General features: G+C 68.5%; 11 protein-coding genes. 4 read left to right on the forward strand and 7 right to left on the reverse strand.

Annotated elements, in window-relative coordinates; all coding sequences use genetic code 11:
* Positions 1 to 82: 82 nt before the first annotated feature.
* From ACFQU1_RS00180 to hemC, 4 genes are all read right to left on the reverse strand, one after another.
* Entirely contained in the window at positions 83 to 1,777 is a 1,695-nt protein-coding gene (locus tag ACFQU1_RS00180; protein WP_378128187.1) for a heme biosynthesis HemY N-terminal domain-containing protein, read from the reverse strand.
* Positions 1,774 to 3,105 carry a hypothetical protein gene (locus ACFQU1_RS00185; RefSeq protein ID WP_378128188.1) on the reverse strand — a complete coding sequence of 444 codons (1,332 nt, stop codon included), beginning with the start codon at positions 3,103 to 3,105 and terminating at the stop codon, positions 1,774 to 1,776. Before ACFQU1_RS00185 ends, ACFQU1_RS00180 begins: the two co-directional genes overlap by 4 nt.
* Before the next feature lie 106 nt (positions 3,106 to 3,211).
* Positions 3,212 to 3,907 (reverse strand): uroporphyrinogen-III synthase, encoded by a 696-nt coding sequence (locus tag ACFQU1_RS00190; RefSeq protein WP_378128189.1) that lies wholly within the window; start codon positions 3,905 to 3,907, stop codon positions 3,212 to 3,214.
* A complete protein-coding gene (gene hemC, locus ACFQU1_RS00195; protein ID WP_378128190.1) occupies positions 3,907 to 4,836 on the reverse strand; it encodes a hydroxymethylbilane synthase in 930 nt (309 codons plus the stop codon). The genes ACFQU1_RS00190 and hemC overlap by 1 nt, the downstream gene beginning before the upstream one ends.
* A 162-nt stretch (positions 4,837 to 4,998) precedes the next feature.
* On the opposite strand from hemC, the gene tsaD reads away from it, so the two are divergent.
* Complete coding sequence (gene tsaD / locus ACFQU1_RS00200) at positions 4,999 to 6,063, forward strand: tRNA (adenosine(37)-N6)-threonylcarbamoyltransferase complex transferase subunit TsaD (protein ID WP_378128191.1); 1,065 nt, start codon at positions 4,999 to 5,001, stop codon at positions 6,061 to 6,063.
* A 107-nt stretch (positions 6,064 to 6,170) separates the two neighbouring features.
* Positions 6,171 to 6,875, forward strand: a complete 705-nt coding sequence (locus ACFQU1_RS00205) for a fumarylacetoacetate hydrolase family protein (RefSeq protein WP_378128192.1) — start codon at positions 6,171 to 6,173, stop codon at positions 6,873 to 6,875.
* Between the two features lie 19 nt (positions 6,876 to 6,894).
* Here the strand turns inward: ACFQU1_RS00205 and ACFQU1_RS00210 are convergent, their stop codons facing one another.
* From ACFQU1_RS00210 to ACFQU1_RS00220, 3 genes are all read right to left on the reverse strand, one after another.
* Positions 6,895 to 7,848, reverse strand: coding sequence for a carbohydrate kinase (locus ACFQU1_RS00210; RefSeq protein WP_378128193.1), 954 nt, complete (start codon positions 7,846 to 7,848; stop codon positions 6,895 to 6,897).
* Positions 7,849 to 8,014: 166 nt separating this feature from the next.
* Positions 8,015 to 8,203, reverse strand: coding sequence for a DUF3008 family protein (locus ACFQU1_RS00215; RefSeq protein WP_378128194.1), 189 nt, complete (start codon positions 8,201 to 8,203; stop codon positions 8,015 to 8,017).
* 134 nt (positions 8,204 to 8,337) lie between these two features.
* Positions 8,338 to 10,170, reverse strand: coding sequence for a PAS domain S-box protein (locus ACFQU1_RS00220; RefSeq protein ID WP_378128195.1), 1,833 nt, complete (start codon positions 10,168 to 10,170; stop codon positions 8,338 to 8,340).
* A gap of 299 nt (positions 10,171 to 10,469) precedes the next feature.
* Here ACFQU1_RS00220 and ACFQU1_RS00225 point away from each other — a divergent pair, with 299 nt between their 5' ends.
* Together ACFQU1_RS00225 and ACFQU1_RS00230 are read left to right on the forward strand one after the other, a co-directional pair.
* Entirely contained in the window at positions 10,470 to 11,543 is a 1,074-nt protein-coding gene (locus ACFQU1_RS00225; protein WP_378128196.1) for an ABC transporter ATP-binding protein, read from the forward strand.
* 199 nt (positions 11,544 to 11,742) lie between these two features.
* Entirely contained in the window at positions 11,743 to 13,053 is a 1,311-nt protein-coding gene (locus ACFQU1_RS00230; RefSeq protein WP_378128197.1) for an NAD(P)/FAD-dependent oxidoreductase, read from the forward strand.
* Positions 13,054 to 13,102: the final 49 nt, after the last annotated feature.

A 13,102-nucleotide genomic window follows, 5' to 3' on the forward strand; every position in this document is an offset into this window, starting at 1 on the left:
TCTTATCCGCATTGGGGCCGGCTTGGCAAGAACCGGCCGCATCGACAGCGGCAAGAAATCACCCAAACGTGCGATCCCCCCGTCAGGCGAAACGCCCTGCAACCGGTGGATGGTCGTTCGGCGGCGGCTCATCCAGGTCGGCATCATGGGGGCCGGGATCATCCGGCGGCCGCACGACGGGAAAAACCACCGGCGTCGCTCGTTTGCCGGCCGGGCTCTCGGCTTTTCGCGGACTGCCCGGCTCTTTGCCGTTGGTCGCCGGGGAAGGCTGGGGCTTTGCCGGCGGCTCGACCTCGGCAACCGGTTGCGGCACCTCGGGCTCCGCCTTCTCGTCGGTCCCGGAGGCTGTCTCGTCCTTGGGGGAACTGCCGGGCTCCGGCGCCGCCGGTTCCGCCGGCAAGGGCCCGGCCGGGAGGCTCGCCACCGGCGGCAGGGCAGCGGGCTCGTCACCGTCGGCGATCACGGCGTCGCTGTCCGTCGTGACGCGCGTTCCGATCTGCTCCGCCGGCGTCGTCCAGCGGAAGGCATCCAGCCGGCCGGTGACCGGTGATACGGGCTCCCAGCGATCGGACATCACGCCGTCGGCGATCCAGGTGGGATCGCGCGGCGCACGCGAAGCCCGCCCCAGCCAGTGGCGCAGGGCGGCGGTGGTGCCGTGCTCCGCCTCCTCGATATCCGCCATGAGCAGGCAGGCCCTGACCGTCGGCCGTTCTTCGAGGAGCGGTGCCAGCGTCCGCCTTGCCCGCTCGAACTCGTGCGCCGCAAGCGCCGCTTCGGCAACGGCGAGAACCGACTGCGGATGCCGCGGCTTCAGCCGCGCCAAGGCCTCGGCGCGGGCGAGCCGATCGAGGGTCGAATCCCCCTGGCGCAGATCGAGATACACCGCCGCCACATCCGGATGCGGCTCGATCTTCCAGTTCGCCTCAAGGATCTTCGCGGCCTTGCGCAGATTGCCCTTGGAGGCGAGCAGCCGGCCGGCGAGCGCCGCAGCCGGCACGAGATCGGGCGCGAGCTTCACCGCCGAGAGCACGGCGGTGAGCGCCGCCTCCGGCTCCTTGCCGGCACGGTCGAGGGCATCGGCCGTGAGTAGCACCGCACGCTGGCGGCGAGCGGTCGCCTTGTCGATGGAGCGATGCGCGACGCGCTGCTCGAGCTTGGCGAGGGCGCCACGCCAGTCGCGTTCGGCGGACTGGAATTCGAGCATCGCCTCATTCGCCCAGCCGACGCCGGGCGCGAGCTCCACCGCCTTGGTCACATAGGCGCGGGCGGCGACGGCATCGCCCTTGCGGCGCGCTTCGACGAAAAGGCCGCGCAGGCCGAGCACCCGCGTCTCGGCATCGTCGAGCATTTCGGTGAAGGTCGCCTCGGCGGCCTTGCGGTCGCCGGAAATCTGCGCCGCCTGCGCCTTGAGGAGCAGCGTCAGCGGCTCGCGGCCGAGCCAGCGCTCGGCATCATGGGCATGGCGCCGCGCGGCCGTCGGATCCCCGGCGCCCACCGCTACCATGCCGCGCGATACCGCCACATAGCCGCGGTTGCGGCGCCGAATGCGCGAGGTGAAGGCGATCATGCCCGGCAGGCCGATAATCATGCGCACCAGCGACCAGAGGCAAACCAGCACGAAGGCGAGCGCCAAGATGGCCGCCACAAGCACGGCGAGCGAGGTCTCGATGCGGTAGCCTTGCCAGATTACGGCGACCTCGCCGGGGCGGTCGGCGAGCCAGGATGCGCCAAGGGCAACGAGCGCAAGTAGTGCGAGGAAGGCGAGAACCCGGATCATGGCCTCCCTCCGCCGCCCGTGTTCGCCTGCGGCTCGGTGGCAAGCGCCGCAACGGTGTCATCGGCAAGCTGTTGCGCCGCCTCTTCCACCATCACCCGCCGCTCGAGGCGAGCCCCCCATTCGGCGGAGGCCTGCCGTGCCGGCTCTGGCAGGTTACGCCAGGCCGTGAGCGCCTCTGCCGCATCGCCATCCGCCAGCGCATGGGTCACGGCAGCAACGCCGGCCTCGGTGCTGCCGGACTCGCCATCAACGGGACGGATCCGCACGAGGCCGCGGATGCCGGTCAACAGGCGGTTTGTAAGATCAGTATCGGCGGGAGCTGGGTTCTGCGGCGCCGTCAGCCGCTCCGTCAGGCCCGCGAATTCATCTCTGAGCGCGGCGAGGCTCGGCACCCCGTCCGTGGCCGCCGTGCGCAGCGCACGCAGGCGATCCCCCGGCACGCCGAGCTCCGCGAGCCTGTCGAGGACAGGCGCAAAGGCCTCGTTGCGCGTCACGCGGCTCAAAACGTCCTGGGCCAGGAGAGCCTGCGCGGTCAGGGTGCCGACGCGCCGTGACTGCTCGGTGGCCTCGTTGGAGGAAGCCGCAAGGCGCTGCGGGTTGATCGCCCGCACCGCCGCTTCCATTGTGCCGAGGCGCTGCTCCAGGGCCTGAACGGCTTCCGGCGGAACGCCGGCCTGGGCGCCACTTGTTGATGATTCGAGGGCCCCGACGCGGTTGGCGGCCGCATCCGCCTTCTCTGTCGTCGCAGTGAGGTCCTGACCGAGCTTGGCGATTTGGGACGTCAGATCATTCACGCGCCCGCTCAATGCGTCGAAGTCGCCGCGGCCGACGTCGTTCTCCCGCGCGGCGAGACCGCGCTCCAGCACCGCGAGGCGCGCCGCCGTATTGTCGACCGGCATCATCATCGGCTGAAGGACGATCGTGACGAGCGCACCAGCCACCCCGCCCAGCAGGGCCGCCAAGGCCAGCGAGCGCATGGACGTGCCAGATGGGGGCGCGGACGGCGGCGGATTCTCCGGTTGCTCGGGCCGTGCGACGGGCGGCTCCGATTCGCCGGCTGGGGCTGCCGCAGGTTCTTGAACCGCGGCGGGCGACGGCTCATCCGCCGCACCGGGCGTGTCCGTGGAGGGCGCTGGGGGCGGCGCGCCTTCCCCCGCGGCCGGCGAATCGGCCGATGGCTCTTCCGTCACAGGCGAAGAGCCGGTGCCCGTCTCGGCGGGCGTCGTCTCCTCGACGGAAGCCGGCGTGAGATCGAGGGTGGCCGGACTGCGCCGCAACTTGCCGCGCCCGGGCTGCGCGGGTCGGTTCATGGCCGTTTCGTCGGTCATTCAGCAGCTCCCGGTAGATACATTCGCCTCGCCTGCGTTCGTCGTCGCGGTCATACCATCCAAGCGTGGTTGGTGGCGAGCCGCAACCCGGGCCGGATCAGCCTGATCAGTCGCCGAGCGCGGCGAAGAGCGCCTCTTCCTGCGGTTCGGCGGCCGTCACGATGCGCGCCGCACCGGCGCGAACCAAGGGCTCGGCCACATCGGCCGACAGGCAGACCTGCAGCCCTGCGAGAAATGGCCGCGCAAGACCAGCTGCCTCCGCGAGGGCAAGCGCGGTTTCGGCACTGCGGCGGGAATAGTGGAGAACAGCATCGATCCGCCCCTCACCGAGCGCCGATGCGGCACTCTCCGATAGGGCCGGCAGCGTCTCCGCGGCATAGGCGATCCACGGCACGGGCGTCAGCCCGGCCGCCGCCAAGAGTGCGGCGGTGTCCTCCTTGTGATCGCGGCCCTGCACGAGCAGCAGCCGCGCGCCTGCCGGCAACCGCTGCGCAGCGTGCGCCACGAGGGCATGCCGATCGCCATCGGCGCTTTCGACGTTGCGGAAACCGCGCCCCCGCGCCACCTCGGCCGTGCGGCCGCCGACGGCTAGCAGGGGCAGCTCCTTCAACCCATCCGGAATCGGCGCGGCAAAGGCACTCGGGCTCGTCACCAGCACTGCAGAGAAAGGACCGGCCGGGGGCGGCGCGTCGAGCGGGGCGATCGCCGTCACCGGCGCGAGCACCGCCTCGTGACCGCGCGCCCGCAAACGGGCCGCCGTGCGTTCGCCTGCAGTGCGCGGCCGGAGCACCAGGACGCGCATCAGCTGAGCAGCCCCGGTCCGGCGCGGCCCACAACCTCGCGCCCTGCGTCGGCACCAAGCATGGCTGCGTCGGCCACCGCACCCCGCCGCTCCACCGCGACGGCCTGGCTGCCGTCCGGCGAGAGCAGCAGCCCGCGAAAATGCACCCCATCGCCATCGACTGTCGCGTGGCCGGCGATCGGCGTGCGGCAGGAGCCGTCGAGCACGCGCAGAAAGGCCCGCTCCGCGGCAAGCGCGATGCCGGTCTCGCCATGAGCGATCAACGCAAGCGCCTGAATGGTCGTCGCGTCGCCGGCGCGTGTGACGAGCGCGATGGCGCCCTGCCCCACCGCCGGCAGGAAACTGTCGACGTCGAGGATGGCGGTCGCCTCGCCCTCGCGCCCCAGGCGCTTGAGGCCGGCGAGAGCGAGCAGTGTCGCGTCGATATCGCCACGCTCGATGCGGGCAAGGCGCGTGCCGACATTGCCGCGCAGGAGAGTGACGACAAGGTCGGGCCTGAGGCGCCGCACCTGTGCCTGCCGGCGCAGCGAAGCGCTGCCGACGACGGCGCCGGCCGGCAGGGCGGCAAGGCTCTCGGCGCGGCGGCTGATGAACACGTCGCGCACATCTTCGCGCGGCAGAAAGCCGGCGATCACCAGGCCGTCGGGCAGGTCTGTCGGCAGATCCTTGGCGGAATGGACAGCGAGGTCGATTCGGCCCTCCATCAGCGCGATATCGAGCTCCTTGGTGAAGAGCCCCTTGCCGCCCGCCTCGGCGAGCGCCCGATCCTGGATGCGGTCGCCGGTTGTCGTCATGGCAGAGAGCAGCAACGCCTCGGGAGCAAGGCCGCTGGCCGCGGCAAGGCGGGCGCGCGTCTCCTCGGCCTGGGCCAGCGCCAGCGGGCTGCTGCGTGTGCCGATGACCAAGCGATCAGGGATGGAAAACGCCAAAACGTGACTCCAAGGATCAACCAGACTGTGGACGACGGCCGAACGGAAGCCGTCTCAATGATATCTGCCGTGTTGGCGGATCGTCGATCATGAGACTATAGGTGGATCGGGGGCATTTCCGAAACTGCGACGCGGAACCGCCGGTCCCGTGCTTTGGTGCTCATGCGTATACTGGGTCTGGAGACCACCTGCGACGAGACGGCCGCGGCCGTCGTCGAAAACGGCGAGGACGGGCGCGGCCGCATTCTCGCCAACGAAATCCGCAGCCAGATCGCTGATCACGCGGCCTATGGCGGCGTCGTGCCGGAAATCGCCGCGCGCGCCCATGTCGAAGTTCTCGACGGATTGATCGCCCGTGCGCTGGCCGAGTCCGGGCTCGAGCTCGCGGACATGGACGGCATTGCCGCCGCCGCCGGCCCCGGGCTCATCGGCGGCGTCATCGTCGGCTTGACCGCCGGCAAGGCGCTCGCGCTCGTGGCCGGCAAGCCGCTGATCGCCGTCAACCATCTGGAAGCGCATGCGCTGACGGCGCGGCTCACGGACGGCATCGGTTTTCCCTATCTGCTGCTGCTCGCGTCGGGCGGGCATACCCAGCTCGTCTGCGTGCGCGGCGTCGGCGATTACGTGCGCCTCGGCACGACGGTCGACGATGCGATCGGCGAGGCCTTCGACAAGACGGCCAAGATGCTGGGACTGCCCTATCCGGGCGGCCCGGAGGTGGAGAAGGAGGCGCTGCGCGGCGATCCCGAGCGCTTCGATCTGCCGCGCCCCATGCTGCGACGCGAGGTGCCGAACTTCTCGCTCTCCGGTCTCAAGACGGCGGTCAGGCTGGAGGCCGAGCGCATCGCGCCGCTCAGCGCGACTGACGTGGCCGATCTCTGTGCCTCCTTCCAGGCGGCCGTCGTCGATGTCATCGTCGATCGCAGCCGCGTGGCGCTGCGCGCCTTCCAGGCGGAGGCAGGCCGGCCGACCGCACTCGTGGTGGCCGGCGGCGTCGCGGCCAACCAGGCGATCCGCGGCGCGCTGACGCGCTTCGCCACCGAGGCGGGCCTCCGGCTGGTCACGCCGCCGCCGGCGCTCTGCACCGACAATGGCGCCATGATCGCCTGGGCAGGCCTGGAGCGTCTGAGGCTCGGCCTCACCGATGACCTCACGACGCCAGCGCGTGCCCGCTGGCCTCTGGAGCCGGCCGAAGAGGCGCCCGAGGTCGAGCCGACCGGCGTCTGACGCATTCAGACGGCGGCCTGCGAGATGGCACGGCCTCTTTCGGCGCGGAGAGATCGGCGCTAAGCAAGGCTTACGTCGGCTGCGCTGCCGACAAGGAGCCCAAGCCCATGGAAACGTCCGACGTCAGAGCTCGTTACGTCATCGAGCCGCCGCCTGTGCCGTGCCTGCCCGTCATCGGCACGGATGCCGTCTTCCCCATCCGCCGCGTCTATTGCGTCGGGCGCAATTTCGCCGCCCATGCCATCGAGATGGGGCACGACCCGGAAAAGGAGCCGCCGTTCTTCTTCCAGAAGAATCCGGACAACGTCTTTGTCGGTGGGGATTTCCCCTATCCGCCGCAATCGAACGACGTGCATTTCGAGATCGAGATGGTGGTCGCTCTGGGCCAGGGCGGCCGTGATATTCCGCTGGCACGGGCACTCGATCATGTCTTCGGCTATGCGGTCGGCTTGGACATGACGCGCCGCGATCTGCAGGGCAAGGCCAAGGACATGGGCCGCCCCTGGGAGGTCGGCAAGGCCTTTGAGCGCTCCGCCCCCTGTGGTCCCGTCAAACCCGCCTCGGCGGTCGGTCATCCGAGCGACGGCGCCATCTGGCTCGACGTCAACGGCGAGCGCCGCCAGACGGGCGATCTCAACCAGATGATCTGGAAGGTGCCGGAGATCATCACCTATCTGTCGGGCCTGTTCACCCTGGCCCCCGGCGATCTCATCTTTTCCGGCACGCCGTCGGGCGTCGGCCCCGTTGCCAAGGGCGACATCATGAAGGGGCATGTGGACGGCGTCGGCGACATCGAATTCCGCGTCGCCTGACAAAACGCCCCGGTCCCGTTCAGCCGCGCAGCTCTTTCGCATAGGGCAGATCGGCGCCGCGCCGGCCGCAGGTGATGCGCGCTGCGCTCGCCGCATAGGCCAGCATCGCCGCGGCGAATGTCGGCTCGAGGCTCTGCAGCGCCGATCGCGACAGCCGGTCGGCGGCATCGAGAAAGGCGAGCAGGGCGGCGTGGAAGGAATCGCCCGCGCCCACGGTGTCGACCACCGCCACCGGCTCGACCGGCCGCTCGATCTCGCCGAAAGCGCCGAAGGCGAGCACGGGATCCGCGCCGCGCGTTACGATGACGAGCGGCACGCCCGAAGCACGCCATTCCCGTGCCAGGGCACGCGGATCAGCCTCGCGGCCGAAGGCGAGCGCAATATCTTCGGCGCTCACCTTCACGATCCCCGCAAAGCCTGCAATGCGCCCGAAACGGGACCGCCAGGCCGCAGAATCGCGGATGAGGCCTGGCCTCACATTGGGATCGAAGGAGATGACGCAGCGGTCCGCATGTTCCGCCGCAAAACGCTCGATCGCCGTGCCGGTGGGCTCGAGCGCCAGCGCGTAGGAGCCGACCGCGATGCAGGAGACCGAGGCGGGCAGATCCCGCGGCAGGTCACGCTCATCGAGATCGTAGTCGGCGGCTTCGTGATTGCGGAAGCTGTAATCGACAGTACCGTCCGTGGCGGTGGAGACGACACTGAGCGGTGTCGGCCGGTCGGATCGCTTGACGAAATCCGTCGACACGCCCTCCGCCACCAGGCTGTCCCTGAGGTGGCGGCCGAAGGCGTCGCCGGAGAGAGCGCCGAGAAAAGCGACAGGACGGCCGAGGCGTGCGAGGCCGACCGCGAGATTGAAGGGCGAGCCACCGGGCACGCCGCGCATAACGATCTGCGACCGCTCGACCGTCGCAAAGCAATCGACGAGTGCCTCGCCGCAGACGACGAGATGCGGACTGATGTCGGTTCCCATCCTCGATACCCGCACCTGTTCCTGCCGCCGCCAAACGTGGTCCGCCACGCTCGGCCGCGCGGGATCCTAAAGCGTTCTCGCGCGAAGTGGATACCGGTTCACGTCAAGAAAGGCGACTGATCGATGTCGCCAAAATCCACGGGACGGTGACCGCACGGTGATCGAATCAGGATTTCGCAGCGTGTTCGGGTTTGCCCTTGCGCTTCGTCGAAGCCATGTCGTGGAGCTCTTTCTCGCTCATCGACTTGGCCATCGATTTGGACGCGCCTTTCAGCTCGCTGGTCTTCTTTTCGCCGCGCTTGACGGCAAGCGCCGCCCCGGCGGCCTTCTGCTGGGCTTTCGATTTGGCGGGCATCGATACCTCCCTGCTTCCGCGGCAGAGGCCCGGGCATCATTCAGCACGAGCGTGACCGCTGAACCGAAAACGTCGCAGGGACGGATTTGTTCGAAATGACGGCCGACCGTCGTCCAGTGGGGGAGGAGACCGCGCTATCCCGCCAAGCGGTCCCGCGTCACCGACAGCCGGATCGTCAGCCCGTCCGGCTTCCATTCGCGCAGGATCTCGCCACCGAGCTGGCCTTTCACGGTCGCGCGGGCGAGCAGGCTGCCGAAGCCTTCACTGCCTGTCCCCGTCTCGGCGTCGACAGGCGGCCCGCCCTGCTCCTGCCATTTCAGGACGAAGCACGGCCCCTCCTCGAAGCACTCGACCTTGATACGACCGGTCGGCATCGACAGGGCGCCGTATTTGGCGGCATTGGTCGTGAATTCGTGCAGAAGCAGCGCGAAGCTGGTGACGGCCGTGCCGGTGATCTCGATATCGGGCCCGCTGACCGAAATGCGCGCGTCCTCCCGTGCCTCCTCGTCGTAAGGGGAGACAATCGTTCTGAGTAGCGCGTGCAGCATGGTGGACGGCTCGGCGCGGCGGCCGTCATCCAGGATCTTCGGCAGGGTCAGCGCATGGGCGCGCGCCAAGGCGCCGAGCCGCTCCCGCACGGCATTCGCCAGTTCCTGCGGGGTCTTGGCCGAGCGCGCGCTCAGCGTGACCACGCTCGCCGAGAGCGTGAAGAGGTTCTTGACCCGATGGTCCATTTCCCGCAGCAGCAGCTGCTGGCGCTCTTCCGCGCGCTTTCGCTCGGTGATGTCGCGGGCGATCTTGGACGCACCGATGATGGTGCCGAAGGCATTCTTGACCGGAGATACCGAGAGCGACACGTCGACCAGGGTGCCGTCCTTGCGCTGCCGGATCGTGTCGTAGTGCTCGATACGCTCGCCACGACGAATGCGATCGAGAATGGCCGGCTCGTCATCGTGCCGCTCGGCCGGAACGAGGATGGTGACGGGCTTGCCGATGATCTCCTCGGCCGTGTAGCCGAATAGCCGCTCCGCGCCTTGGTTCCAATCGGTGATGACGCCGTCGAGATCCTTGGCCAGGATCGCATCGTCTGACGACTCGATGATTGCCGCGAGCCGATAGGCGGCCCGGCTGTTCACGTCACGGCTCGAGATGTCCACGAGCATGTTGACGGCGCCGACGAGCTCGCCCGAGCTACCAAAGAGCGGCATCGGATAGGGAGCGAAGGGCACCCTGCTGCCGTCCGGCCTTTCGGCGATGGCCTCCATGCCGAAGACCGGCCGCTTTTGCTTCAAGGCCATGGCCATCGGGCATTCGTCGTGGGGCAGCGGCGTGCCGTCTGGCCAGTAGAGCTTCCAGGAGCCGCAGAACTCGCTACGGTCGAGTTCGGGCGCCACGCCCCAGAGTTCGACCGCGGCGGCGTTGTAGAAGGTAATCCTCCCGGCGGCGTCCGTGGCGTAGATCGCGGCCGGAACCGCTTGAAGGATGGACTCGGCCGTGGGGGAGCCGGCCTCCATAGCGAGCAGCCGACGACGCTGGGCCGTGTTGTCGCGGAAGACATTGACGGCGCCGACGACATGCCCCGCGTCGTCCGTAATCGGTTCGATATTGACGAGCGCAACAATACGGCTGCCGTCGGGACGTTCGATCACGACGTCCTGATCGCGCAGACCATGACCCGTCGCGATAACCGCGGCCATCGGGCATTCTGCATGAGGAACATGATCCCCGCCCAGCTTGTAGAGACGATAGGAGCCGCAGAAGCGCTCCGCCGGGTCGCCGATGACGGGTTTCCGCCCCCAAAGCTCCGCCGCGGCACGATTGTAGCGGACGATCAAACCGTTCCGATCACAGACATAGACCCCTACCGGCAGCAGATCGAGGAGCTGGTCCGGCTGGTGCAGGACCTGGTCATCGAGCAAGGCGCGCAGTGCTGGCAAGAGTTCCGAACTGTCCGTGATATCTGTCATCGCCGCTCCGGAGGGTATGATCCCCGCACGGAAGCCGTCAGGGTGTAGACCGCTGCTAGTCAACGGACCGCTTAAGCGCAAAGAGTACCTTAAAAGTTGGTAAAAGGACAGGTCTCATCGCTGCGGCCGAGAAACAGCGCGATTGCCCCCGCGGCGAACGACCTTCGTCCGTGGCCGTTTCGCAAGCAGCTGAACTAGCGCGCGATAACCCGCCGAATGGCGGTCCCGCTCGCGCCGGGCAGTGGACATCGCCTATGCGCGGCTATAGTGCGGCGGAGTTGGCTCGCAGGGTGATATCCGTGTCCGGAACCGTTGAAGTCCTCGGCGTCTCCAAGCATTTTGCCGCCCATCGCGCGGTCGACGATATCTCCTTCGTCGTCGAGAGCGGCGAGTTCTTCTCGCTGCTTGGCCCCTCCGGCTGCGGCAAATCGACGACGCTCAGAATGCTGAGCGGCTTCGAGGCGCCGGATTGCGGCTCGATCCGCATCGCCGGCCAGGATATGACCGACGTGCCGCCCTACCGGCGGCCGACCAATATCGTCTTTCAGCGCTGGGCTTTGTTTCCGCACATGACGGCCGAGGCGAATATCGCCTTCGGACTGGAAGCCGAGCGGCTGCCGAAGCCCGAGATCCGCCGCCGCGTCGGCGCGGCCCTGGAACTCGTCGGCCTCACCGATCTCGGCCGGCGCAAGCCCGCGCAACTGTCCGGCGGCCAGATGCAGCGTGTGGCGCTCGCCCGGGCGCTCGTGAAACGGCCGAAGGTTCTCCTGCTCGACGAGCCGCTCAGCGCGCTCGACCTGAAGCTCCGCCACCAGATGCAGATCGAGTTGAAGCGCATTCAGCAGGAGACCGGCACCACCTTCATCTTCGTGACCCATGACCAGGGCGAGGCCCTCGCCATGTCGGACCAGGTCGCGGTGATGAATGCCGGCCGCATCGAGCAGATCGCCTCGCCGCAGACGCTCTATGACGCGCCGGCCACGCGCTTCGTCGCGAGTTTCATCGGCCACGCCAATCTCCTGCCCGTCAGCGTCGTCGCCTGTGAGGGCGAGACCGCGCGCGTCGCCTTCGCCGGGCAGGAATTCGCCTGCATTGTCGGCGAAGCGCCGCAAGGCCGGGAAGGGCTTCTCGTGCTGCGTTTCGAGCTCGTCCGCATAGCCGGGCCGGGCGCCGCGCTCGCGGCTTCGATCAAAGGCACCGTGCGCCAGGCGATCTTCGCGGGCTCGACCGTGCAGTATGTCGTGCGCCTTAACGCAGGCGACATCGAGATGACCGTCGAGCAGCCCTACGGCGCGACCGGTCCTCTGATCGCCCAGGGCGAGGCCGTTACCCTCGGTTGGAATGCCGGCGACGGCCGGCTCTTTCCCGCCTGAAATCCGGCAGGCCACGATGTCCCCCTCAGGCCCGAGGCGCGCGGCGCGCCTGCCGCGTTTCGCGAACCATCCAAAGGAGCCTTGCGAGATGCCGTTGCGCGCGGGCTGCGAAAAGTGATGACATCATCGCGGTCGGCCGCCCCCAAAGACGCGCCGTCACGATCGTTTTGGCTAGGCTCTGCTCAGGCGGTGAAATCGGATGGCAGCCACTTCGGCGGCAAAGGAACAAGCGACACGTGCGGTCGTGGTCGGCGCGGGTATCGTCGGCGCCTGTTGCGCCTATGCGCTCCGGCGGGCTGGCTTCGACGTTCTTCTGATCGAGAAGGACGAGCCCGGCCGGGCCGCGTCCTACGGCAATGCCGGCAGCATCGGCCTTGCCTCGACACCGCCGCTCGGCATGCCGGGCATGCTCAAGGGCGTGCCGCGCATGCTGCTCGACCCAAGGCATGCGTTGATCATCCGCTGGAAACACCTGCCGCGCGTCCTGCCCTGGTTCCTCAAATTCGCGCAGACCTTGAAGCCCGAACGGGTGGAGGCGATCAGCCACGCCCGCGCCGCCCTGCTCGCCCATGCGGGCGAGGCCTATGACGACCTCTTGGCCGAGATCGGCCGGCCGGAACTGATCTATGGCAACGGCCTCATCGCGGCCTTCGAGACGGACGAGACTTTCGCCAAGGCCCGCTACGGCATGGAGCTGCGCCGCCGCACCGGCATCGCGCTGCGCGAGATGAACGCCGCGGAGCTCAAAGCGATCGAGCCGGCCCTGTCGGACAAGGTGCGGAAGGGCATCTTCTTTCCCGATGTGCGCACGACCACAAATCCGCTGCGGCTGACGGAGGCGATCGTCGCGGCTTTCCGGGCGCGCGGCGGCGAGCTCGCAAAGGAGACGGTGCTCGCCTTCGAAGGTGGCGATGCGGGCATAGGGGCCGTCGTCACGGATCGCGGCCGGCATCCTTGCGACCTCGTCGTGATCGCGGCGGGCGCCTGGTCGCGGCGCCTGGTGCGTGATCTCGGCGACGCGATCCCGCTGGCAGCCGAGCGCGGCTATCACATCATGATCGGCGAACCGCAGGTTTTGCCGAAGACGCCGATCGTCTCGGGCGATCGCAATGTGTCGATCACGCCCATGGAGGGTGACCTGCGCATGTCGACCATGGCCGAGTTCGCCGAAATTGATGCACCACCGGACCACGAACGGGCGCTGCGGATCTTCGAGGGCGCGGCGGACCTCATTCGCGATCTCGAGGTTAAGGTTGCGAGCCGCTGGGTCGGCTCACGCCCCTCGACCCCGGATTCGCTGCCGGTGATCGGCCGCTCGCCGCGCGTGCCGAATGTGCTCTACGCCTTCGGCCACGGCCATCTCGGCGTCACCTTCGGCGCGATAACAGGCAGGCTGATCGCGCAACTCGCCCGGCACGACCAGCCCAATATCGACATCTCCCCCTACCGGCCCGATCGCGACTATGCGGGCGGCCACCTCATGCATCGCCTGACGGGGAAAGCCAGCTGAACGGGGCTTTGCGGCGCGGAGCCGATGGCAGCGCAACATCGCCGGTCTG

Origin of the sequence: Chelatococcus sp. GCM10030263, from assembly GCF_042666455.1 — a bacterium.
Taxonomy (GTDB): Bacteria; Pseudomonadota; Alphaproteobacteria; order Rhizobiales; family Beijerinckiaceae; genus Chelatococcus.

Bases quoted from the DNA above. Each gene is read 5' to 3' on its own strand.
- ACFQU1_RS00180 (WP_378128187.1), bottom strand. From the start codon at position 1,777: ATGATCCGGGTTCTCGCCTTCCTCGCACTACTTGCGCTCGTTGCCCTT.
- ACFQU1_RS00185 (WP_378128188.1), bottom strand. From the start codon at position 3,105: ATGACCGACGAAACGGCCATGAACCGACCCGCGCAGCCCGGGCGCGGC.
- ACFQU1_RS00190 (WP_378128189.1), bottom strand. From the start codon at position 3,907: ATGCGCGTCCTGGTGCTCCGGCCGCGCACTGCAGGCGAACGCACGGCG.
- tsaD (WP_378128191.1), top strand. From the start codon at position 4,999: ATGCGTATACTGGGTCTGGAGACCACCTGCGACGAGACGGCCGCGGCC.
- ACFQU1_RS00205 (WP_378128192.1), top strand. From the start codon at position 6,171: ATGGAAACGTCCGACGTCAGAGCTCGTTACGTCATCGAGCCGCCGCCT.
- ACFQU1_RS00210 (WP_378128193.1), bottom strand. From the start codon at position 7,848: ATGGGAACCGACATCAGTCCGCATCTCGTCGTCTGCGGCGAGGCACTC.
- ACFQU1_RS00215 (WP_378128194.1), bottom strand. From the start codon at position 8,203: ATGCCCGCCAAATCGAAAGCCCAGCAGAAGGCCGCCGGGGCGGCGCTT.
- ACFQU1_RS00220 (WP_378128195.1), bottom strand. From the start codon at position 10,170: ATGACAGATATCACGGACAGTTCGGAACTCTTGCCAGCACTGCGCGCC.
- ACFQU1_RS00230 (WP_378128197.1), top strand. From the start codon at position 11,743: ATGGCAGCCACTTCGGCGGCAAAGGAACAAGCGACACGTGCGGTCGTG.